We start from the raw sequence: 20977 nt of genomic DNA, 5'->3' as shown, positions 1-20977 counted from the left end.
GAGCGCTGGATGGTGGTGATCTGCATGACGCTCGCCTCCTTCTTCCATGCGGCTCTGGCGTGGTGACCAGAGGCTAGACGGGCGGCCGTGCGGGCGTCCACCGCTTTTCCCCCCCCGGGCGCGGTACGCCCGCGGCGGCGTAGCTTGGGGATGTGGGATCGGTACGCGGCCGGTCGTCGCGCAGGGACCGGGAGGGCCGCGGCTGGCTGCGGGGCGCGCCGCCGCCGTGGTGGATACGGGTGCTGCCGGTACTGCTGCTCACGGCCGTCGGCTCGGCGACGCTGGTCACGGCTCACGCGCGTGATCTCGGTTTCCTGCTGGGCGCGATTCCGCCGCTGGCGGTCCTGTCGTACGGGCCGCTGATGACCGGCCTGCTCGGGGTGGGCGTGGTCGTGGTGCTGAACGTGCCGGCCGCGCATCTGAACCGCCCCGGCGACACGGACCTGCTCACCATCGTGTTCGTGGCCGCGCTGAGTGTGTTCGTGTCCTATGTGCGCAGCCACCGGGACGCCCAGCTCGACACGGAGCGGGCGATCGGCGAGGCGGTGCAGCGGGCCGTGCTGCCGCCGCTGCCGGAGCGGGTCGGCCGGGTCGGCTGCTCGGCCTTCCACCGGGCCGCGCAGGACGGGACGCTGGTGGGCGGGGACTTCTTCGACGTGCGGGAGGGGCCGTACGGCGTCCGCGCGGTGATGGGTGATGTGCAGGGGCACGGGCTGAGGGCGGTCGCCACGGTGGTGTCGCTCCTCGGGGCGTTCCGGGAGGCGGCCCTCGACCAGCCGGATCTGGAGTCGGTGGCGGCCCGGATGGATCGCCGGCTCACGGTGGACTCGGGGGACGTGCGGCACGCGGAGCTGTTCGCCACGGCCCTGCTGCTGGAGTTCGCCCCCGGCACGGCCGCGGTGCGGGTGCTGGCCTGCGGTCATCCGGCACCGGTTCTGCTGCACGAGGGGCAGGCCAGGGAGGTCTCCGTCGCGTCCGCTCCTCCGCTGGGCATCGGGCTCATGGGCATCGAGCCGCCGAAGGAGGTCACCGTGGCACTCGGCCCGGGCGACCGGCTGTTCCTGGCCTCCGACGGCGTGTGGGAGTCCCGGGACGCCACCGACGGCTTCTATCCGCTGCCCGAGCGGCTGGCCGCGCTGGCCGGCACCCCGTCCCCCGAGCTGCCCGGCGCGGTCTGGGCGGACCTGCTACGGCTGCGCTACGAGGTCCGCGACGACGCCACGATGCTGGTGCTGGCACCCGAGCCTCCGGTCACCTGACCCCGGCCGTGGCGTCCCGGGAGCCGCCCGTCCGGTGCCGGGGTGATCCCGGGCCGCCGTGATCCCGGGCCGCCGTGGTCCCGGCCGGTCAGCCCACGTCCCACAGGAAGCGGTGGGTGTGGATGCCGAAGTACGGGAACGACTGGATCTCCCGGACGCCCTCGACGGGGCGCACGACGTCGTTGACGAAGTCCAGCAGCGCCTTCGGGCCGGGCGCGACGACCTCGGCGAAGAGGTCGAAGCCGCCCGAGGTGAGGACCGAGTAGACGACCTCGGGGCGCTCGGCGAGGGCGTCGGCGACGGTCCGGGGGTCGCCGTCGACACCGATGCCGAGCAGGGCCATGGCCTGCCCGCCCATGGCCATCGGGTCGGTGACGCCGACCACCTGGACCGCCTTGGAGTCCAGCAGGCGCTGAAGCCGCTGCCGGGCCGCCGAGGCCGACAGGCCCACCCTGGGTCCGAGATCGGCGTAGGCGATACGGCCGTCGGTCTGCAGCTCCCGCAGGATGGCGCGGTCGATGTCGTCCATGGTCCCGGCTCCCCTTCTCAGCCCGTCAGTTCGGTCAGCGCGGCGGCGAAGACCTCGGTGTGGGTGTCGACGTCCCGCTCGGTGGTGTCCGGGCACATGAGCACCATGGTGTGGAACGGGGTGAGCAGGATGCCCCGGTTGGCGAGGTAGAGGTGCAGGAAGTCCTCCAGCTCGGGGTCGGCGGCGGCCGCGGACTCGGTGCCGGTGCGCGGGGCCGGGGTGACGGCCCGGGCGAGCCGGATCGCCCAGCGGTTGGCGTCGGTCGCGGTGAGCGAGAAGCTCCAGCGGGCCAGGCCGAAACGGCGGGTCAGCTCGGCGCCGACCCACTCGGCGTCCTCGGTGGGCAGCATGGCGGGTGGCTCCGCCCAGTTCGGTGTACCGCCGCCGCACCGCCTCGGTCACGGGCTGCGGTGAGTGGCCGGCCATCGCACCCGTGTCGCCGAGGCAGAAGTCGACGTACTCGTGGCCGTCGATGTCGGTGACCCGGGCACCGCGCGCTCCGGCCAGATAGCGGGGGAAGCCGCCGGCGGTCTTGTTCATCCAGGTCATCGGCACCCGGCCGAAGAGGTGGTCGGCGCGGGCGTAGGCCGCCCGGGAGCGCGGGTTTTGACGTTCGGCCTCGGCGCTCTCGCGGGCCAGGAGGACGGGCAGTCGCGTGCGGTCCATGGAACACCTCGGCGGCAGGGCAGCGCAATCTCGTGAGCATACGACTGAAACATCGATGAACTCAAGACCGTACGCTCGATTCGATTGCATGAGCGCCGGAATCAATTGCCCGAGGGGCCGGGTGATCACCGAAAGGGTGACGCATCCCCGTGACGCAACTGACGAACCGACGCGCGGAGCTCGAACGTCCCGCCTCAAACGCCAGGCCACGCCACCCCTTCCGCCACGTAGAAATATCTACAACCATGCATATGCCGGGTTGGCGTGCGGACGCACGAAGTGCCCGGTCATGGTCGTTCCCTGCGCTCGGGCAGGTGAGCGAGGACAACCGGAGCAGTGGATGACGAACACGATGTGGATGCGGGGCGTGGAATGGCTGGCCGCGGCGTCGGCCGACCCGCGCTCGTGCAAATGGGAGTGGGACCACGGCGAGGGCATCGCACTGCTGGAGGCGGGCCGCTTCTGGGACGTGCTGAGCGTCCCGGACCGGCTGGGACTGCTCACGCTCGACCTGCTGTGGCGCCCGGCGCTGCCCGTGCCGGGGCCCACGCTGGTGGACACGGCGGCGGGGCGGGTCGGGTTCTTCCTGCCGCCCGACCCACACGGGGGCTGGGTGGGCGCCGGGCTGCGGTACGCGACGAAGGGGTCCTGGGTCGCCGTGCCGCCGCCGTACCGGCCGGCCCGTTCCCTGGAGTGGCTGGTCCCGCCCGACGGCACCGGCTCGCTCCACGCGCCCGGCCCCCTCGAGGAGGCGCTACGGGAGGCCAACGGCACCCTCACGGTCCTCCCGCCGCTGCGTGGGCGGCAGTAGGGGGAGGCGGGGGTGGTGGCGCGGACGTGGTGAAGGCGGTGGCGCGGCTCAGAGGGGCTCGGGAGCCGGGTACAGGTGCTCGGGCTCGGGCCGTGCGCCGAAGGCGAGACCGGAGAGCATGGCCCACAGGACGTCGGGCTCCGCGGGGACGGTCCTCCCCTGCGCCCGCCACTCCGCGACCAGCAGGGCGTAGATCGGCTCCCGGGTGCGGTCCACCCGGGCCAGCCGGCGCATCCGGTCCAGGCGCTCCATCCGGTCCATCCAGTCCAAGCGGTTCATGCCGGGGCAACGCCCGGCGCCCGCCGCTGGTACGCCCCGCTCCGCCCACTCACCGGGTCGGGTGAGGCCATCCCCCGAACGGGGCCGTCCACCCGTCGGACAAGCATCCTGCCCGGCGCGGGAAGGGCGGGCCTCCAGCCCGACGCACGCCCCTGCCGCACCCCCGCCCGGCGCGCGCAGTGCGGTGGGCACTTCTATGCTGAGAGGTCCGGGCTCCGACGTCTGGCCCATCGCACGGTCGCTTCTCACGTGCTGGAGGCACCATGTCGCCTACGTCCGTTCGCCTGCGCCGGGGGGCCGTGGTCGCCGTGCTGGCGGGAACCCTGCTCGCACCGCTCACGCCGGGGGCGGCACCGCCCGCCGTACCGGCCGGGGTCACCGCCGACGAGCCCGGTCCGTCGGCCTCGGGGCCGGGCGTCCGCACCCTCTCCCCCGCCGTGGCACACCGGCTCGACGCGGCCATACGGCACGTGATGCGCGAGGCGAACGTCCCGGGCGCAGCCGTCGGCATCTGGACGCCGGGACAGGAGAGTTACGTCCGCTCGTTCGGCCTCGCCGACAAGGCGACCGGCCGGAAGATGACACCGGACCTGTACACGCGGATCGGCAGCGAGACGAAGACCTTCACCGTGACCGCGCTGCTCCAGCTGGTGGACCAGGGCAAGGTCGGCCTGGACGATCCGATCGGCAGGTACATCGACGGCGTACCGAACGGCGACAAAATCACCCTGCGCCAGCTGGCCGGCATGCGCAGCGGGCTGTTCAACTACTCCGAGGACGACGACTTCTTCAAGGCGCTCACGACCGATCCCCAACGGCCCTTCACCCCCCAGCAGTTGCTCGACTACGCCTTCAAACATCCGGTGCTGTTCCAGCCGGGCCGGAAGTTCTCCTACTGCAACACCAACCTGATCCTGCTCGGCCTGGTCGTGGAGAAGCAGACCGGTCGGCCCCTCCACGACTATCTCGAGCAGCACATCCTCGGCCCGGCGGGCATGAAGGACACGTCCCTGCCGCAGGGCGGCGAGTTCCCCTCGCCGCACGCGCAGGGCTACACCGACCAGACGGCGACCGGCAAGGTCGAGGAGACGGCCGGCTGGAACCCGTCCTGGGCCTGGGCGGCCGGAGCGATGGTGTCCACTCTGGACGACCTGCACGTCTGGGCGCGCACGGTCGCCACCGGCGTACTGCCCGACGGCACGCGGATGGTCAGCGCCGCCACGCAGAAGCAGCGCCTCATCACCCCGGCGACACCGATCCCGGACGTCGGCTACGGGCTGGGCATCTTCAAAGCGCAGGGGTGGATCGGCCACAACGGCTCCCTGCCCGGCTACGAGTCGCTGACCATTTACCTCCCGGAGACCCGGACGACCGTCGTGGTGGTGCTCAACACCGACATCAACGTCGGCCAGGACGAACCCAGCACCCTGTTCGGCGAGGCCATCACGAAGATCATTTCTCCGCGGCACGTCTTCAACCTGCCCGCCGCGCCCGCGGCCAGGTGAGCGATCCGGCCGATTCCTCGTCCTCCAGGCCCGCACGCTGTGCGTGCGGGCCGTGACGCGGTGTACTGGACGGGGACCGCCTCGTGACCGGCCGACCCGTCTGGAGACCGCCGTGACCGTCACCGACCGTATCGTCCTCGACCCCTTCGGCTCCGACATCGTGGCGGAGAGCGCCCGGCTCCGCGCCCTCGGCCCCGTCGTCCCCGTGGAGCTGCCCGGTGGCATCCCCGCCTGGGCGCCCACCGGCTACGACACCCTCAGGGAGCTGATCCTCGACGCCCGGGTCAGCAAGGACGCACGCCTGCACTGGCGGCTGTGGCCCGAGCTGGGCGAGCACCCGTCCTGGGGCTGGATGGCCAACTGGGTCGGTGTGGTCAGCATGCTCTCCACCTACGGCACCGATCACGCCCGGCTGCGCAGGCTGGTGGCGCCGAGCTTCACGCACCGGCGCACCGAGGCGATGCGGCCCCGGGTGGCCGCCCTGACGGCCGAACTGCTGGACGCGCTGGCGGCCGAGCGGGCCGACGGCCGCGTGGTCGACCTGCGGGCCGGGCTCGCGCATCCGCTGCCGATGCGGATGATCTGCGAACTGCTGGGGGTGCCGGAGGAGTTGCGGCCGGACGCCGCACGCCTCATCGCCGACTTCATGGACACCTCCGACCCGAACCCCGCGTACGCCGCGTCCGTGCAGGAGCGCATCGGCTCGGTGCTCGGCGCACTGATCGAACACCGGCGCACACACCCGGGCGACGACATCACCACGGAGCTGATCCGGGTCCGGGACGAGGGCGGCGACCGGCTCTCGGACGAGGAGTTGCTGCACACGCTGCTGCTCGTGGTCGGTGCCGGCTTCGAGACCACCGTCGATCTCATCGGCAACGCGGTGGTCGCACTGCTGACCGACCCCGTGCAGTGGGCGGCGGTGCGCGCGGGGACGGTCGGCTGGGGCTCGGTGGTCGACGAGACGCTCCGGGCGCATCCGTCCATCGCCGCGCTGCCGTTGCGGTTCGCCGTGGAGGAGCTGACGGTCGGGGACGTGACGATACCGGCCGGGGACGCGATCATCACGACGTTCGCCGCAGCGGGCCTGGATCCGGCGCACTACGGCCCCGACGCGGGCGTCTTCGACGCGGCCCGGGCGGCGGAGGATCATCTGGCGTTCGGCATCGGCGTGCACCGCTGCATCGGGGCTCCGCTGGCCCGGCTGGAGGCGCTGACCGCGCTGCCCGCCCTGTTCTCCCGCTTCCCTGCCATGCGCCTGGCCGTCGCGCCCGACGCGCTGCGCCAGGTGCCGTCGTTCATCGCCCACGGCTGGCGGGAGATCCCGGTCCGGCTGGGTTTCTGACACCGGCGGGCGGCGGGCCGGCAGCGGCCCCAGCAGCCGGAGAAGGCTCCGCCGGCGGCCTGGGGGGGTAGGCCGCCGGCGGAGACGCCGCGCCCGGGGCGGGGGGACGGCCCCGGGCGGCTCAGAGGTCGGATGCCCGGGAATCCCCCGCGTACACCGACGAATTCCGGACGATCGAAGATCGCGGCCGGCACCCCGCCCCGGCGGCGAGGGCGAACGGAACCGGCGGCGAGGCGGGGGCGGACCGGCGTCGGTGGTGCGCTGCGACCCGGCGGTGCGCACGACGCCGCCGCCGCTGCACGCCCGGCGTCCGGGGACGGCATAAGCTCGGCAGATGGCGAAGTACTTCGACGTGCACCCCGACAACCCGCAGCCGCGCAGCATCGCCCAGATCGCCGACGCGGTCCGTTCGGGGGCACTCATCGCATACCCGACCGACTCCTGTTACGCGCTCGGATGCCGGCTGGGCAGCCGGGACGGCATCGACCGGATCCGCTCCATCCGCCGGCTGGACGACCGGCACCACTTCACGCTGATGTGCCGGGACTTCGCGCAGCTCGGCCAGTTCGTCCGGGTGGACAACGACGTGTTCCGGGCCGTGAAGGCGTCGACGCCCGGCAGCTACACGTTCATCCTGCCGGCCACCCGCGAGGTGCCGCGCATGCTCCAGCACCCGAAGAAGAAGACGGTGGGCGTGCGCATCCCCGACCATGTGGTCACCCAGACGCTGCTGGCGGAGCTGGGCGAGCCGCTGCTGTCCAGCACCCTGCTGCTGCCGGACGAGGAGGAGCCGCTGACCCAGGGCTGGGAGATCAAGGACCGGCTCGACCACGTGGTGGACGCGGTGGTGGACTCCGGGGACTGCGGCACCGAGCCGACGACGGTGGTCGACTTCTCCGGCGGGGAGGCGGAGATCGTCCGGCGGGGTGCCGGGGACACCAGCCGCTTCGAGTGAACGCGACGGGCGCCGGGTGCGGTGGCGTGCGCGGCGCGTGACAGCATGACCGTAGCCGCGGCGCCGGGCAGGCATCCGCCGCCCGCCGCCCATCCCCGAGGGAGGGCCTTCTCACCATGACCGCTGTCCGGGCGACCGCCGTCGACATCCCTACCGAGGACGGTGTCGCCGACGCCTACCTCGCCCATCCGGCCGACGGCCGACCCCGCCCGGCCGTGCTCTTCTACCAGGACGCCTACGGGCTGCGCCCGCACCTGCGGTCGATGGCCGACCGGCTCGCCGCCGCCGGCTACACGGTCCTGGTGCCGAACGTGTTCCACCGGCTCGGCCGGGCTCCGGTCGTCGAGCTGCCCGAGTTCATCGACCCCGGCGCCGACCCGTCCATCTGGGAGCGGCTCGGCCCGGTCCTGGCCGCGCTGACGCCGGATCTGGTCAAGCGGGACGCGGGCGCCTACCTGCGCTGGCTGGCCGACAGCCCGGTCGCGGACGCCGGCCCGGTCGCGCTGACGGGTTACTGCATGGGCGCCCGGCTCGCGCTGTGGACCGCGGGCGCCCACCCGGACCGGGTCGCCGCGGCGGCCGGTTTCCACGGCGGACGCCTCGCCACCGACGATCCGGGCAGCCCGCACCTGGAGGCCCCGCGCATCACCGCGGAGCTGTACTTCGGCCACGCCGACGAGGACCCGTCGCTCCCGCCGGACCAGGCGGCCCGCTTCGCGGAGGCCCTGACCGCCGCCGGCGTACGGCACACCTGCGAGGTGTACGACGGCGCCCACCACGGCTACACCCAGGCGGACACCTCCGCCTACGACCGGGAGGCCGACGAGCGGCACTGGGCGGCGCTGCTCGACCTGCTCAAGCGCACGTTCTGACGGCGGCCCGGCGCCCCCGAGTCGGCGGGCGCCGGGCCGATTCCCGTCCAACTCATTGACATGAACTCGTCTCACGGCGAATCTGAGAGCGCTCTCAACAGGTACGGACCAATTCCGTGCACCCCGACCCCACACGGAGGTGGAGAGTGCCTCACACGCTCATGCACCGCGCGCTGCCCCTGACCGCCGCCGCGGCGCTGATCGGCGGACTGCTCGCGCTCGGCGCACCGGACCGCGCCGACGCCGCCGTCCCGGACACCATCCCGCTCAAGATCACCAACAACTCGGGGCGCTCCGACCCGGTCTACATCTACGACCTCGGCACCCAGCTGTCCTCGGGACGGCAGGGCTGGGCCGATGCGAACGGCGGCTTCCACGCCTGGCCGGCCGGCGGGAACCCGCCGACTCCGGCGCCGGACGCGGCGATTCCAGGCCCGGCCGCGGGCCAGTCCACGACCATCCGCATCCCGAAGTTCTCCGGCCGGATCTACTTCTCCTACGGCCAGAAGCTCGACTTCCGGCTCACCACCGGCGGACTGGTGCAGCCGGCCGTGCAGAACCCCTCCGACCCCAACCGCAACATTCTCTTCAACTGGTCGGAGTACACGCTCAACGACTCCGGGCTGTGGCTCAACAGCACCCAGGTGGACATGTTCTCGGCGCCGTACGCGGTCGGCGTGCAGCGGGCCGACGGCAGCGTCAGCAGCACCGGGCATCTGAAGTCCGGTGGCTGGACCGGCTTCTTCAACGCCCTGCGCGGACAGCCGGGCGGCTGGGCCAACCTGATCCAGACCCGCTCCGACGGCACCGTGCTGCGCGCACTGTCCCCGCTGTACGGCGTGGAGACCGGCGCGCTTCCGGCGAACGTGATGGACGACTACGTGGGCCGGGTCTGGCAGAAGTACACGACGTCGACGCTGACCGTGACGCCGTTCGTGGACCAGCCGAACACCAAGTACTACGGCCGGGTCTCGGGCAACGTCATGAACTTCACCAACTCCTCCGGAACGGTCGTCACCAGCTTCCAGAAGCCGGACGCGGCCAGCATCTTCGGCTGCCACAAGCTGCTGGACGCGCCCAACGACACCGTCCGCGGCCCCATCTCCCGCACCCTGTGCGCCGGCTTCAACCGGTCGACGCTGCTGGTCAACCCGAACCAGCCGGACACCACGACGGCGAACTTCTACCAGGACGCGGTGACCAACCACTACGCGCGCAAGATCCACGGGCAGATGGCGGACGGCAAGGCGTACGCGTTCGCCTTCGACGACGTCGGCCACCAGGAGTCGCTGGTGCACGACGGCGGTCCGCAGCAGGCGTATCTCACGCTGGATCCGCTGAGCTGACAAGACGCGGTCCCGCACCCGGGGAACGGGGTGCGGGACCGCGGTCGTGCCGAGGGTCAGCCGGTCGTCAGGGCGGTGTCGTCCACGACGAAGCTGGTCTGGAGCGAGGAGTCCTCCACGCCGTTGAACTTCAACGTCACCGTCGAGCCCGCCAGCGAGGACAGGTCGAAGGACTTCTGGCTGTATCCGGAGGCCGCGTTGACGTTCGAGTAGGTCGCGAGGGTCTTCGAACCTGCGGTCACCGTCAGCTTGTCGTACTGGGTGCTGCCGGTCTCCGCGGTGTCGATGTGCAGGTAGAAGGTCAGGGTCGCCTTGCAGCCCGCGGGGATCGTCACCGACTGGGACAGCGTGTCGGTGTGCGAGGAGCCGTAGCCGTCCAGCCACGCCTTGTACGAGCCGCTGTGGGACGCCTCGCCGCTGTCGGTGGTGATGACGCCGCTGGTCGCGGTCCAGCCGGTGCTGCCGGACTCGAAGCCCGGGTTGCTCAGCAGCTGGGTCGAGGAGCAGCCGCCGCCGGTCGTGCTGACCGTCCAGCCGAAGGTGGCGGTGCCGGTCGCGCCGGTGGAGTCGGTCACCGTGACGGTGGTGTTGTACGTGCCCGCGGTGGTGGGCGTGCCGGAGATCAGGCCCGTCGAGCTGTTGATCGACAGACCGGACGGAAGACCGGAGGCGCTGTAGCTGAGGGCGCCGCTGTTGGTGCTGCTCGCCTGGATCTGGAGGCTGACGGCGATGCCGACGGTGGCGGACTGGCTGCCCGGGTTGGTGACCGTCACCCCGCTGCTCGGCGGGTTGATGTGGCTGCCGACGTTGATGCCGGCGAAGGCGTTGCCCACTCCGGCGTACTGCGTGGAGTTGGTGCCGTACAGCGCGGCGGCGGCGTTCAGGGCGGCGGTGCGGGCGCCGGCGTAGTTGGTGCTGGACGTCATGTACGTCGTCAGCGCCTTGTACCAGATCTTCAGGGCGGCGTCGCGGCCGATGCCGGTGACGGCGACGCCGTCGGAGGTCGGGCTGTTGTAGGTCACGCCGTTGATGACCTTGGTGCCGCTGCCCTCGGACAGCAGGTAGAACATGTGGTTCGCCGGGCCCGAGGAGTAGTGCACGTCCAGGTTGCCGATCCCGGAGTACCAACTGTCCTTGGAGCCGCCGTCCTTGCTCGGCTTGTCCATGTAACGCAGCGGCGAGCCGTCACCGTTGATGTCGATCTTCTCGCCGATGAGGTAGTCGCCGACGTCGCTGGAGTTGTTCGCGTAGAACTCCACGCCGGTACCGAAGATGTCGGAGGTGGCCTCGTTCAGACCGCCCGACTCGCCGCTGTACTCCAGGCCGGCGGTGTTGGAGGTGACGCCGTGGGTCATCTCGTGGCCGGCCACGTCCAGCGAGGTGAGCGGGTCGTTGTTGCCCGAGCCGTCGCCGTAGGTCATGCAGAAGCAGTCGTCGTCCCAGAAGGCGTTGACGTACGCGTTGCCGTAGTGGACGCGGGAGTAGGCGGCGACGCCGTCGTTGCGGATGCCGCTGCGGCCGAAGGTGTTCTTGTAGAAGTCCCAGGTCATCGCGGCGCCGTAGTGCGCGTCGGCGCCCGCGGTGGCGGCGTTGGAGTTGGTGCCGTCGCCCCAGGTGTCGCTGGTCTGCGAGAACAGCGTTCCGGTGCCGGAGGTGCCGTGGTTCAGGTTGTACGTCTTGTGGCCCCCGCGGGCCCCGTCGGTCAGCGTGTAGGTCGAGCCCGACTGGGTCGTCGTCAGCGTCACCTGGCCGCTGTACCGGGTCTTGCCGACACCGGTGTCGACCGCCTGGTACCGGTACAGCTCCTTGCCGGTGGTGGCGTCGGTGATGACGTGCAGCTGGCTGGGCGTGCCGTCGTCCTGGAAGCCGCCGATCACCGTCTCCCAGGCGAGCTTCGGGGTGCCGTGGCCGGCCCAGATCACCTTGCGGGCGCTGTCGGTGGTGGGCTTCTCGGCGTCCAGGGCCTTCGCGGCCTTCAGCGCCTTGGTCTCGGCGGCCGACTTGCCGAAGGTCGCCGTGGTGGAGCGCACCTGTATCGTGCGCTTGTTGTTGAAGGTGGTGCTCACGGTCCCCTTGGCCACCGAGGCGGGCGGGGTGTGCACGACGAGGTCGCCGCCGAGGACGGGGAGGCCGGCGTAGGTGCGCTCGTAGCGCGTGTGCAGGGTGCCGTCGTTGTCCTTGACGACGTCCCTGACGACCAGCTTCTCCTGCACGCCGAGCCCGAGGCTGCGGGCGGTCGCGGTGGTCTTCTGCCGGGCGTTCTTGATCAGCGCCTGGTGCTGTGCCGGGCTGAGCTTCGCCTCCAGACCACCGCTGCGCAGCGGGCTGGGATGGGGAGCGGCCGGTGCGGCGGTCGCCGGAACCGCCTGGAGGCCGACGGCGAGGAAGGCCGCGGTGGAGACCAGGGCGGCTCCGACCGTGGCCCGCTTGTGGGGAAGGGGTCTGTGGGGTCTCACTCGTACTCCTCCTGCTGCGGCCGTGGTTGGCGGCCGGTGACAGACGGGCAGACGGGTCCGCTGCCCGGGGTGAGCTGAGCTGTGCGGGGCCGTGATCCGTGCATGGTGGGGTGGATCAGCGTGCGGAGGGAGAATGACAGGATTGACCGAGTCATGTCACCTCAGAGCGGGTCAATCGAGGGTTTTCCCTACCCGAACCGAGAGGTGGAAGGCGGGTGTTCGGACGTAGGTTGGCCTTGGCTGATCCACACCTTGGCTGAAAGAAGGACACGACTCATGACCGATCCGGCGGCGCACCAGAAGATCGACACGTCGGTGCCGCACTCCGCCCGTATCTGGAACTACTGGCTCGGCGGCAAGGACAACTACCCCGTCGACGAGGCGGCCGGCGACGCGTACACGGCCGTCTTCCCCGGCATCGTCACCATCGCCCGCAGCAGCCGTGCCTTCCTGCGCCGCAACATCACGTATCTGGTCTCCGAGGCGGGCATCCGGCAGTTCCTGGACGTCGGCACCGGCCTTCCGACCGCCGAGAACACCCATGAGGTCGCCCAGCGGCTCGCGCCGGAGGCGCGGATCGTCTACGTCGACAACGATCCGATGGTCCTGGCCCATGCCCGCGCCCTGCTCTACTCCTCCCCCGAGGGCGCGACCGCCTACATCGATGCCGACGTCACGGACACGGACCGCATCCTCGCGGCCGCCGCGGAGACGCTGGACCTGAGCCGGCCCACCGCGCTCATCCTCAGCAACATCCTGGGGCACGTCGCCGACCACCACCGGGCCCGCTCCCTCGTGGACCGGCTGATGGGCGCCCTGCCGTCGGGCAGTTACCTCTCGATCAACGACGGGTCCCTCGGCATCGACCCGGTCTTCGAGCAGGCCCAGGAGTCCTACAACAGCAGCGGCGCCGTGCCGTACAACCTGCGCACGGTCGAGGCGATCACCTCGTTCTTCGACGGCCTGGAGCTCGTGGAGCCCGGCGTCGTCTCCGTCACCCAGTGGCGCCCGGAGCCCGGTTCACCCGCCCCCGAGGTCATCGCCGAGCACGGCGGGCTCGCCCGGAAGCCGTGACCGGCGCGGCCTTCGCCGAGGCCGCCCGCCACAAGGCATGCCGTGGGAAGGCAAGACCGGTGCCCCCGGCGCCGGTCACAGCCGCACGGTCAGCTCCACGGCCACCTCGCGGATGTCCGCCGATTCCTGCCCCGGCACGGCGACGAAGCAGTACGGCGACGGACCCCGCCACTCGATCACCCGGCCGGCGAAGGTGAGTTCCATGCGATCCGTTCCGTTCGGGGCAGGATCGTCCGCTCAGCGTATCGGACAAGACCCGTATGGGTGTGCGACCCGACCCCGGCACAGGGCCCTTGACCGGCGCGTTGTTACGGTGCATCGCGTGTCTGACTCCTCACGCGATACCGCACAGGGCGCCGGCTGGGGCGCCGCCGAGCTCGGCACCTACGACCGGCTGATGCCGCCCCAGGTCGAGAAGCTGTCGTGGCTCGACCCCCGGATACTGTGGGCCGCCCGCAACGGCGTACTGGCCTCCTGGTTCGGGGATCCGACCGGCCGTACCCGCAGCCGCTGGGTGGCCCGGCGGGCCGCGGCGGGCGCGCCCGCCGACAAGGTGATCCGGCGGGACGTACCGGAACGGTTCTCCTTCATGGTCATCGGGGACACCGGCGAGGGGGACGCCTCCCAGTACGCCGTCGTGCCGGGCTTCCTGAAGGCGAGTCAGGGCACCGAGTTCGCCGTGATCGCCAGCGATGTCATCTACCCGGTCGGCGGCGCCGACGGCTACGGCGGCAAGTTCTTCCAGCCGTACCAGGACTATCCCGCGCCGATCTACGCCATCCCGGGCAACCACGACTGGTACGAGGACTTGGGCGCCTTCATGCGGGTCTTCTGCGCCGACACCCCGCCGCTCGACCCCGAGCCCCGGCCGCGCCCGCTGACCGGCGCCTGGTGGCGCTCCCTGCTGTGGCACCGGCCGCGCCCCACCGACGAGGACCGGTTCGCCAAGGCACGGAGCCTGCGGTCGGCACCGGAGCAGCAGGCCGACCAGCCCGGCCCGTACTGGGCGATCGACGCGGGCCCGGTGCGGATCGTCGGCCTCGACACCGGACTGCTGGGCACGGTCGACGCCGAGCAGGGCGCCTGGCTGCGGGAGGTGTCCCGGGGACCGAAGCCGAAGATCCTCATCACCGGATCGCCGTTGTACGTCGACGGCGAGCACCACCCGTGCCCGATCGAGGGCGGCGGCACGGTGGACGACATCGTCCGGGACCCCGAGCACCACTACGTGGCCGCGATCGGCGGCGACATCCACAACTACCAGCGGTACCCGGTGACGGTGGACGGCCGCACGATCCAGTACCTCGTCGCGGGCGGCGGCGGGGCGTTCATGCACGCCACGCACACCATCCCGCGCGTCTCGGTCGGAGGCGTCACCGAGAACGAGTTCCGCTGCTATCCGCTGCGCGGCGACTCGCTCGCCTTCTACAGCCGCCTGTACGGCCGCCGGCTCAGGCTGCGCCGCTTCTTCAGCCTGACCGCGACGGACGCGACGGCCGTGGTCGCCGAACGGCTCGGCATCGAGCCCGGCCGCGCCCCGGGCCCGGACGCCCGGATCACCCGCCGTACCCGTCTGGTCGCGGGCCTCCTCGGGACCGGCCGCCGCCCCGACCGCCCCGCCCGGCTCCGGCTGCCCGTCCGGAAGATCTACACCCAGTTGTTCTCGCCCTCGTCGGCCACCTACAACCCACCGTTCTTCAAGTGCTTCCTGCGGCTGGACGTCGCACCGGACGCGGTCCGGCTGCGCTGTTTCGCCGCGACCGGCAAGCGGGCGCAGGAGGTCGAGCCGCCGGTCGAGGACGAGGTGGTCATCCCGCTGCCCGCGGCCCGCGCGAACTGATCACACGGTTGTCACACTCGCCTGCCAGACTCGGGGCAGAGCCGACGTACGACCGCTGGAGGAGCCCGTGCCGTCCATCCCTCGCCCCCTGCGCAGGCTCGGCTTCCTCACCATCGGCCTGTTCGACGCCGCGGACCCGGGCCGGGGCCACGAGGCCACGCTGGAGATCATCGAGCTGGGCGAGCGGCTCGGCTTCGACAGCGCCTGGGTCCGCCACCGGCACCTTCAGTACGGCATCTCGTCCCCGGTCGCCGTCCTCGCCGCCGCATCGCAGCGCACCCGCCGGATCGAGCTGGGCACCGCGGTGATCCCGCTCGGCTGGGAGAACCCGCTGCGGCTCGCCGAGGACCTGGCGACCGTGGACGTGCTGTCCGGCGGCCGGTTGAACGCGGGCGTCAGTGTGGGCCCGCCGATGCACTACGAACACGTCAAGGGCGCCCTCTACCCGGACACGGCGGACGCGGAGGACTTCGGCCACGAGCGGGTGCGGCGGCTGCTGGACCTGGTGCGCGGCACGCCCGCCACGGACTTCAGCGGGGTGGAGGGGTTCGAGGTCTTCAGTGACGTCGTCCAGCCGCACTCCCCCGGGCTCGGGCGCCGGATGTGGTACGGCGGCGGCAGCCTCGGCTCGGCGCGCTGGGCGGGCGAGCACGGCATGAACTTGCTGACCAGCAGTGTCGTCAAGGCGGAGGGTGCCGAGGGCACGGACGGGTCGCCGGACTTCGCCGCGATCCAGCTGTCCCACATCCGGGAGTTCCGCGCCCACCACCCCGACGGCGAGGCGGCCCGCGTCTCCCAGGGCCTGGTGGTGATCCCCACCGACTCGGCGACACCAAAGCAGCGCGCCAGGTACGAGGAGTACGCGGCCCGGCGGCTGCCCCGCACGGCCTGTCCGCAGGGCCCGGCGCGGCTGCTGTTCGCGCCGGACCTGGTGGGCACCTCGGCGGAGATAGCCGAACGGCTGCACGCACACGCCGCGTTCCGCGAGGTCGACGAGGTGGCGTTCGCACTGCCGTTCACCTTCGAGCCCGAGGACTACGTGCAGATCCTGACGGACATGGCCACCGGGCTGGGCCCCGCACTCGGGTGGCGGCCCGCGGGCTGAACGGCCGGGGGCGGGGTACTCGGGGGCGTCGAGGCGGACGCGGGGAAGGAGCCGCACGTGGCAGCGGAGGACCGGCTGCGGACGTACCGCGGCAAGCGTGACTTCGAGCGGACCCGGGAGCCGTCGGGCCGGGCGGCCGGGGGCGGCGAGCTGCGTTTCGTGGTGCAGATCCACGACGCGCGCCGGATGCACTTCGACTTCCGGCTCCAGGTGGCGGACGTCCTGAAGTCCTGGTCCGTCCCGAAGGGCCCGTCCACCGACCCCGCGGACAAGCGGCTGGCGGTGCCGACCGAGGATCATCCGCTGGAGTACGAGGACTTCGAGGGTGTCATCCCCCGGGGCGAGTACGGCGGCGGCACGGTGATCGTGTGGGACCGCGGGACGTACGAGCCGCTCAGTCACGACCGCAGGGGCCGCCCGGTGGACTTCGCGGAGTCCCTGGAGCGCGGGCACGCCACCTTCCGGCTGCACGGCACCAAGCTGCACGGCGAGTACGCCCTCACCCGCTTCCGTGGCGGTGACGACGGGGAGGAGGCCTGGCTGCTGGTACGCAAGGGCCCGGCACGCTCGGACGGACACGGCACCCCCGACCCCCGGCGGGCCCGCTCGGTCCGGACCGGCCGCACACTGGCCCAGGTGGCGGCGGCCGACGGGGCGGGCCCGTAGCCGGCACCACATTCCGGCCCCGACCGGCCTGTCGCCGCCCCGGGTCCACGGCGGGCCGAGCGCCGTACCGGGTTCGGGCGGCTTCCCCTGCGCACCGTGCTCGGTACCCCGATCTTCGGGGCGGTGGCCGCCGGACGTACTGATACGGCCTGCCGCACGGCTCGCCGTACGCGGAGTCGGTGCCGAACCCGGGCTGCTCCTTCGAGTGAGCGGGCGCGGTCAGGCGTCGGGCAGCGGCTGTTCGGCCCAGATGGTCTTGCCCGTGCCGGTCTGCCGGCTGCCCCAGCGCTGGGTGAGCTGGGCGACGAGCAGCAGTCCCCGGCCGCCCTCGTCGTAGGCGTGCGCCCGGCGCAGGTGCGGGGAGGTGGAACTGGCGTCGGAGACCTCGCAGATGAGGGCGCGGTCGCGGATCAGGCGGAGCTGGATGGGGGGGTCGCCGTAGCGGATGGCGTTGGTGACGAGTTCGCTGACGACGAGTTCGGTGACGAAGGCGGTCTCTTCGAGCCCCCAGGCGGTCAGTTGCTCGGTGGCCGCCTGGCGGGCGACCGCGACCTGGGCGGGGTCGGGCGGGACGGTCCAGGTGGCGACCCGGTCGGTGCCGAGGGCCCGGGTGCGCACGAGCAGCAGGGCGACGTCGTCGCAGGGCTGGTCGGGCAGGACGGACTTCAGGACGTTGTCGCACAGGGCTTCGAGGGAGTCGGCCGGTCCGGTGAGGGCCCGGCGCAGTTCGTCGGTGGCGCCGTCCAGGTCCCGGTCGCGGTACTCCAGCAGGCCGTCGGTGAAGAGCGCGACGACCGAGCCCTCGGGCAGTTCCCGCTCCGTCGCCTCGAAGGGCAGTCCGCCGACGCCGAGCGGCGGCCCGGCGGTCAGGGGCAGGAACTCCGCGGTGCCGCCGGGCAGGACGACGGCCGGGGCCGGGTGGCCGGCGGCGGCCAGGGCGAGGCGCCGGGAGACGGGATCGTAGACGGCGTAGAGGCAGGTCGCGCCGAGTTCGGCGACCTCCTCGCCGGTGCCGTCGGCGGCGAGGTGGGTGACCAGGTCGTCGAGGTGGGTGAGGAGTTCGTCAGGAGGCAGGTCGACGTCGGCGAGGGTGCGGACGGCGGTCCGCAGCCGGCCCATGGTGGCCGAGGACTGGATGCCGTGGCCCACCACATCGCCCACGACCAGGGCGACCCGGCCGCCGGAGAGCGGGATGACGTCGAACCAGTCGCCGCCGACGCCGGCCAGCGATCCGCAGGGCAGATAGCGGTGGGCGACCTCGACGGCGGCCTGTCCGGGCAGGCCGCGCGGGAGCAGGCTGTGCTGGAGGGCCAGAGCGGTGTCGCGTTCGCGGGCGAAGCGGCGGGCGTTGTCGATGCAGACGGCGGCGCGGCTGGCGAGTTCCTCCGCGAAGACGGCGTCGTCGGGGCCGTAGGCGTCCGGGTGGGCCCTGCGGACGAAGACCGCGACGCCCAGCGTGGTGCCGCGGGCCCGGAGGGGCACCGCGATCACGGAGTGGACGCCCTGCCGGTACGGGCGGCCCTGGGGCGAGCGTGCGTTGCGGTGGGCGAGCCACTGGACGAACTCCGGCTCGTCGGCCTGGCCGAGCACCGCGCGGCCCTCGTGCAGCGCCCGGGCGGGCGGGGAGGTCGGCTGGTAGACCTCCGTCTCGCCGATGCGCAGGGCGGCCCCGGGGTTGCCGGGGCAGGCGGATCCGTGGGCGACGCGGCGCAGGGCGACGCGGCCGTCCGGGACGGTCGGCGGTTCGTCCGCGCCGAGCACCCAGTCGAGCAGGTCGACGCTGGCGAAGTCGGCGTACTGCGGGATCAGGAGCCGGATCACCTCCTCGGCGGTGCCCACCACGTCCAGGGTGGTGCCGATGCCGGTCGCGGCCTCGTTCAGCAGGGCCAGGCGGCGCCGGGCCCAGTACTGCTCGCTGCTGTCGAACGCGGCGAGCGCGACCGCGGTCGGTGCGCCGGAGCCGTCGCGCAGCGGCCACATCTCGATGCTCCAGGCGTGTTCCCGGTGCAGGTTGGGCGCGTCGGTGAAGCTTTCGTAGCGGACCGGCAGGCCGGTCTCGGCGACCTGGCGCAAGTGCTCCAGGAAGCCCCGGTGCGGCTCGGCGTCGTCCACGGTGTCCGGGAAGAACCGGCCGAGCAGTGCCTCCTCGGGTACGCCCATCACCTCACACGCGGCGTCGTTGACGCGCAGATAGCGCTGCCCGAGGTCGAAGACCGACATGGACACGGACGCCTGCTGGAAGGCCTGGGCGGCCAGGGTGAGGCCGGCCGGCGGGGCGGTGAGGACGAACCCCGCGCGCTGCCCCTCGGCGCCGGCGAGCGGGCAGGCGGTCAGGGGCAGGTCGATGCGGTGCCCGTCGCGGTGCCGCAGGGCGACGGTTCCCTCCCGGGCGGCGAGGATGCCGTCCGGGACGTCCTCGGCGAGCAGATCCGCCGCCGGCCGGCCCACGACCTCCTCGGCCGGGTGGCCGGTGAGCAGCCTTGCGCCCTCGCTCCACCCGGTCACCGTGCCCCGAGCATCGATGATCGCCATGGGGGCGACATGCTTCATACGCCCCAGGATGTTCCGATAATTCCGGCGCATCAAGCGCGGGGACCGCCGGGCGTTCAGCCCTGGTGGGCGCGCAGGGCCACGAGGGCCCGGTCGGCGTGGGTGTTCATGCGCAGTTCGCTGCGGACGATCTCCAGGACCGTACGGTCCTGGGCGATCACGAAGGTGACGCGCTTGGTCGGGGCGAGGGAGAAGCCCCGTTTGACGCCGAAGCTCTCGCGGATCGTGCCGTCGGGGTCGGAGAGCAGCGGCATGCCGAGGCCGTGCCGGCCGGCGAACTCCTGCTGCTTGTCCACGCCGTCCCCGCTGATGCCGACGGGCCGGGCGCCCACGGCGGCGAATTCGGCGGCGAGGTCCCGGAAGTGACAGGCCTCGGCGGTGCAGCCGGGGGTGAGGGCGGCGGGGTAGAAGAAGAGCACGACCGGGCCGTCGGCCAGCAGTTCGGTGAGCCGGCGGGTGGTCCCGGTCTCGTCGGGCAGGGCGAAGTCCTCGGCCTTGTCCCCGACCTTCAGGTGTTCGCTCATCGCTGTCCCTCCCCGGCGCCGGCCGGCCCGGTGTCCCTGTGTTCGGTCACGGCCGCCCCTCCCCGTTCCGGGCCACCGCGCGGGCCCACAGCACGAGGGGCACCTGGAGGGGCAGCCGGGCGAGGGACGCCGCCCGCAGCGGTGCGGGCCGGTCGCGCCAGTCCACGGCCATCTGGACGTTCGCCGGGAAGACGCCGACGAAGAAGGCGGCCGCGGCCTTCCCGGCCGCGGCGCGCGTCCGGGGCGCCGCGATCCCGGCCGCGAGGGCCAGCTCGACGGCTCCGCTGACGTGCGTCCAGGTCCGGGGCGAGCCGGGCAGCAGCCGCGGGACGATCGCGTCGAACTGCCGCGGTGCGGCGAAGTGGGCGACCCCGGCGGCTGCCAGCAGGCCGGCGAGCAGCAGGGGTGAGCGTTCGGACCGGGACACGGTTCCTCCTCTGATGGCCTGCCGCCGGATATTACTGGACGGTACGCACCGGCGTGGCCGTGATCCACGGACACCCGTGCGCCGCGGTCCGCACGTGTGGGGCACCGGCGTCCGTACGACGGCGAGGGAAGTCCCCGGCGTGCGCGGTGACGACGAGAGTGGACCGGGGGGAGGGCGGTCGCCCCTGCTCGGGCGTGGCCGAGGGCTCGGGGGCGGCGGGCGCGTTGCCGTGGTTCATGGCTCGGTTCTCCTTGGTCGACAGGGTGCGCCCGCCTCACCCTGGTCGATGCGCCGGTGCGGCGATCAGTCGCGCAGTGCCGCGATCACGCTGGTGAGGTGGGCGCGGACGGCCGCTTCGGCCGCCTGCGGGTCCCTGGCCCTGATCGCGTCGATCATCGCCAGGTGCTCGTTCAGGGATTGCTGGGGACGCCCCGGCCGGAGCGCCAGCTGGAAGCGGTGGCGCATCAGTCGGGCGTTCAGCCGCTCCAGCAGCTCGACCGCGGTCCGCCGCCCGGAGATCTCCCGGATCCGGTCGTGGAGCCGGTGGTTGAGCTCGGAGTACGTCACCGGCTCCCCGGCGGCGACGGCCTTCTCCATCGCCGCGCCGAGGTCGGCCAGCTCCGCCGGCTGCTCGTCGCCGGCCGCGACGGCCGCTTGGCCGCGCACAGCCCTTCCAGGACCATGCGGCACTCCGTGATGGCGACCGCTTCCGCGGCGCCGCCCGCCGCGGGGGCCTGCCTTGCCCTGGGCAGGCGCCCGGGGCAACCT

At 72.5% G+C, this 20977-nt stretch carries 19 protein-coding genes and 2 pseudogenes; 11 read left to right on the top strand and 10 right to left on the bottom strand.

Annotated elements, in window-relative coordinates; all coding sequences use genetic code 11:
• Positions 1–152 precede the first annotated feature (152 nt).
• A complete protein-coding gene (locus tag ACZ7DL_RS18405; RefSeq protein ID WP_470775205.1) occupies positions 153–1259 on the top strand; it encodes a PP2C family protein-serine/threonine phosphatase in 1107 nt (368 codons plus the stop codon).
• An 88-nt stretch (positions 1260–1347) separates the two neighbouring features.
• Here the strand turns inward: ACZ7DL_RS18405 and ACZ7DL_RS18400 are convergent, their stop codons facing one another.
• Positions 1348–1788, bottom strand: a complete 441-nt coding sequence (locus tag ACZ7DL_RS18400; protein WP_470775204.1) for an Lrp/AsnC family transcriptional regulator — start codon at positions 1786–1788, stop codon at positions 1348–1350.
• 17 nt (positions 1789–1805) lie between these two features.
• Positions 1806–2138 (bottom strand): hypothetical protein, encoded by a 333-nt coding sequence (locus ACZ7DL_RS18395; protein ID WP_470775203.1) that lies wholly within the window; start codon positions 2136–2138, stop codon positions 1806–1808.
• Positions 2139–2794: 656 nt separating this feature from the next.
• Here ACZ7DL_RS18395 and ACZ7DL_RS18390 point away from each other — a divergent pair.
• Positions 2795–3265 carry a hypothetical protein gene (locus tag ACZ7DL_RS18390; protein WP_470775202.1) on the top strand — a complete coding sequence of 157 codons (471 nt, stop codon included), beginning with the start codon at positions 2795–2797 and terminating at the stop codon, positions 3263–3265.
• A gap of 48 nt (positions 3266–3313) precedes the next feature.
• Here the strand turns inward: ACZ7DL_RS18390 and ACZ7DL_RS18385 are convergent, their stop codons facing one another.
• Complete coding sequence (locus ACZ7DL_RS18385) at positions 3314–3544, bottom strand: hypothetical protein (RefSeq protein ID WP_470775201.1); 231 nt, start codon at positions 3542–3544, stop codon at positions 3314–3316.
• Between the two features lie 263 nt (positions 3545–3807).
• Between ACZ7DL_RS18385 and ACZ7DL_RS18380 the strand changes: the two genes are divergently transcribed.
• The 5 genes from ACZ7DL_RS18380 to ACZ7DL_RS18360 all read left to right on the top strand — a co-directional run bounded on the left by ACZ7DL_RS18380 (position 3808) and on the right by ACZ7DL_RS18360 (position 9567).
• On the top strand, positions 3808–5049 hold the full coding sequence (locus tag ACZ7DL_RS18380; RefSeq protein ID WP_470775200.1) for a serine hydrolase domain-containing protein: 1242 nt from the start codon (positions 3808–3810) through the stop codon (positions 5047–5049).
• Between the two features lie 112 nt (positions 5050–5161).
• Entirely contained in the window at positions 5162–6394 is a 1233-nt protein-coding gene (locus ACZ7DL_RS18375; RefSeq protein WP_470775199.1) for a cytochrome P450 family protein, read from the top strand.
• A 334-nt stretch (positions 6395–6728) separates the two neighbouring features.
• On the top strand, positions 6729–7349 hold the full coding sequence (locus tag ACZ7DL_RS18370) for an L-threonylcarbamoyladenylate synthase (RefSeq protein ID WP_470775198.1): 621 nt from the start codon (positions 6729–6731) through the stop codon (positions 7347–7349).
• Positions 7350–7465: 116 nt separating this feature from the next.
• Positions 7466–8221: a dienelactone hydrolase family protein gene (locus tag ACZ7DL_RS18365; protein WP_470775197.1), complete on the top strand. Its 756-nt coding sequence runs from the start codon at positions 7466–7468 to the stop codon at positions 8219–8221.
• Between the two features lie 161 nt (positions 8222–8382).
• Entirely contained in the window at positions 8383–9567 is a 1185-nt protein-coding gene (locus ACZ7DL_RS18360; protein ID WP_470775390.1) for a glycoside hydrolase family 64 protein, read from the top strand.
• A gap of 56 nt (positions 9568–9623) precedes the next feature.
• Here the strand turns inward: ACZ7DL_RS18360 and ACZ7DL_RS18355 are convergent, their stop codons facing one another.
• Positions 9624–12023 (bottom strand): M4 family metallopeptidase, encoded by a 2400-nt coding sequence (locus tag ACZ7DL_RS18355; RefSeq protein WP_470775196.1) that lies wholly within the window; start codon positions 12021–12023, stop codon positions 9624–9626.
• A gap of 276 nt (positions 12024–12299) precedes the next feature.
• Here ACZ7DL_RS18355 and ACZ7DL_RS18350 point away from each other — a divergent pair, with 276 nt between their 5' ends.
• Positions 12300–13097, top strand: a complete 798-nt coding sequence (locus ACZ7DL_RS18350; RefSeq protein ID WP_470775195.1) for an SAM-dependent methyltransferase — start codon at positions 12300–12302, stop codon at positions 13095–13097.
• 99 nt (positions 13098–13196) lie between these two features.
• Here ACZ7DL_RS18350 and ACZ7DL_RS18345 read toward each other — a convergent pair.
• Positions 13197–13301, bottom strand: a pseudogene (locus ACZ7DL_RS18345) (DUF1905 domain-containing protein); the annotation flags it as partial.
• Between the two features lie 118 nt (positions 13302–13419).
• On the opposite strand from ACZ7DL_RS18345, the gene ACZ7DL_RS18340 reads away from it, so the two are divergent.
• The 3 genes from ACZ7DL_RS18340 to ACZ7DL_RS18330 all read left to right on the top strand — a co-directional run bounded on the left by ACZ7DL_RS18340 (position 13420) and on the right by ACZ7DL_RS18330 (position 16708).
• Positions 13420–14937, top strand: coding sequence for a metallophosphoesterase family protein (locus ACZ7DL_RS18340; RefSeq protein WP_470775194.1), 1518 nt, complete (start codon positions 13420–13422; stop codon positions 14935–14937).
• Between the two features lie 67 nt (positions 14938–15004).
• The gene (locus tag ACZ7DL_RS18335; RefSeq protein ID WP_470775193.1) at positions 15005–16042 is read left to right on the top strand and encodes an LLM class flavin-dependent oxidoreductase; all 1038 of its coding nucleotides are present in this window, start codon (positions 15005–15007) and stop codon (positions 16040–16042) included.
• A 57-nt stretch (positions 16043–16099) separates the two neighbouring features.
• Entirely contained in the window at positions 16100–16708 is a 609-nt protein-coding gene (locus ACZ7DL_RS18330) for a DNA polymerase ligase N-terminal domain-containing protein (RefSeq protein ID WP_470775192.1), read from the top strand.
• Between the two features lie 219 nt (positions 16709–16927).
• Here ACZ7DL_RS18330 and ACZ7DL_RS18325 read toward each other — a convergent pair whose 3' ends face one another.
• From ACZ7DL_RS18325 to ACZ7DL_RS18305, 5 genes and pseudogenes are all read right to left on the bottom strand, one after another.
• Positions 16928–19258 carry a SpoIIE family protein phosphatase gene (locus tag ACZ7DL_RS18325; RefSeq protein ID WP_470775191.1) on the bottom strand — a complete coding sequence of 777 codons (2331 nt, stop codon included), beginning with the start codon at positions 19256–19258 and terminating at the stop codon, positions 16928–16930.
• 56 nt (positions 19259–19314) lie between these two features.
• Positions 19315–19782, bottom strand: a complete 468-nt coding sequence (locus ACZ7DL_RS18320; protein ID WP_470775190.1) for a peroxiredoxin — start codon at positions 19780–19782, stop codon at positions 19315–19317.
• A 46-nt stretch (positions 19783–19828) separates the two neighbouring features.
• Positions 19829–20209 carry a DoxX family protein gene (locus tag ACZ7DL_RS18315; RefSeq protein WP_470775189.1) on the bottom strand — a complete coding sequence of 127 codons (381 nt, stop codon included), beginning with the start codon at positions 20207–20209 and terminating at the stop codon, positions 19829–19831.
• A 31-nt stretch (positions 20210–20240) separates the two neighbouring features.
• Positions 20241–20447 carry a hypothetical protein gene (locus ACZ7DL_RS18310; protein WP_470775188.1) on the bottom strand — a complete coding sequence of 69 codons (207 nt, stop codon included), beginning with the start codon at positions 20445–20447 and terminating at the stop codon, positions 20241–20243.
• Positions 20448–20512: 65 nt separating this feature from the next.
• Positions 20513–20919: pseudogene (locus tag ACZ7DL_RS18305) on the bottom strand (GntR family transcriptional regulator); the annotation flags it as partial.
• Positions 20920–20977: the final 58 nt, after the last annotated feature.

The sequence above is a fragment of the Streptomyces sp. NPDC036984 genome (assembly GCF_055607665.1).
This window is presented reverse-complemented; position numbering and strand designations above follow the sequence as displayed.

Excerpts from the sequence above, each read along its gene's own strand:
- ACZ7DL_RS18390 (WP_470775202.1), top strand. The coding sequence starts at position 2,795 with ATGACGAACACGATGTGGATGCGGGGCGTGGAATGGCTGGCCGCGGCG.
- ACZ7DL_RS18385 (WP_470775201.1), bottom strand. The coding sequence starts at position 3,544 with ATGAACCGCTTGGACTGGATGGACCGGATGGAGCGCCTGGACCGGATG.
- ACZ7DL_RS18395 (WP_470775203.1), bottom strand. The coding sequence starts at position 2,138 with ATGCTGCCCACCGAGGACGCCGAGTGGGTCGGCGCCGAGCTGACCCGC.
- ACZ7DL_RS18360 (WP_470775390.1), top strand. The coding sequence starts at position 8,383 with ATGCACCGCGCGCTGCCCCTGACCGCCGCCGCGGCGCTGATCGGCGGA.
- ACZ7DL_RS18310 (WP_470775188.1), bottom strand. The coding sequence starts at position 20,447 with ATGAACCACGGCAACGCGCCCGCCGCCCCCGAGCCCTCGGCCACGCCC.
- ACZ7DL_RS18320 (WP_470775190.1), bottom strand. The coding sequence starts at position 19,782 with ATGAGCGAACACCTGAAGGTCGGGGACAAGGCCGAGGACTTCGCCCTG.
- ACZ7DL_RS18400 (WP_470775204.1), bottom strand. The coding sequence starts at position 1,788 with ATGGACGACATCGACCGCGCCATCCTGCGGGAGCTGCAGACCGACGGC.
- ACZ7DL_RS18365 (WP_470775197.1), top strand. The coding sequence starts at position 7,466 with ATGACCGCTGTCCGGGCGACCGCCGTCGACATCCCTACCGAGGACGGT.
- ACZ7DL_RS18370 (WP_470775198.1), top strand. The coding sequence starts at position 6,729 with ATGGCGAAGTACTTCGACGTGCACCCCGACAACCCGCAGCCGCGCAGC.
- ACZ7DL_RS18325 (WP_470775191.1), bottom strand. The coding sequence starts at position 19,258 with ATGAAGCATGTCGCCCCCATGGCGATCATCGATGCTCGGGGCACGGTG.
- ACZ7DL_RS18380 (WP_470775200.1), top strand. The coding sequence starts at position 3,808 with ATGTCGCCTACGTCCGTTCGCCTGCGCCGGGGGGCCGTGGTCGCCGTG.
- ACZ7DL_RS18350 (WP_470775195.1), top strand. The coding sequence starts at position 12,300 with ATGACCGATCCGGCGGCGCACCAGAAGATCGACACGTCGGTGCCGCAC.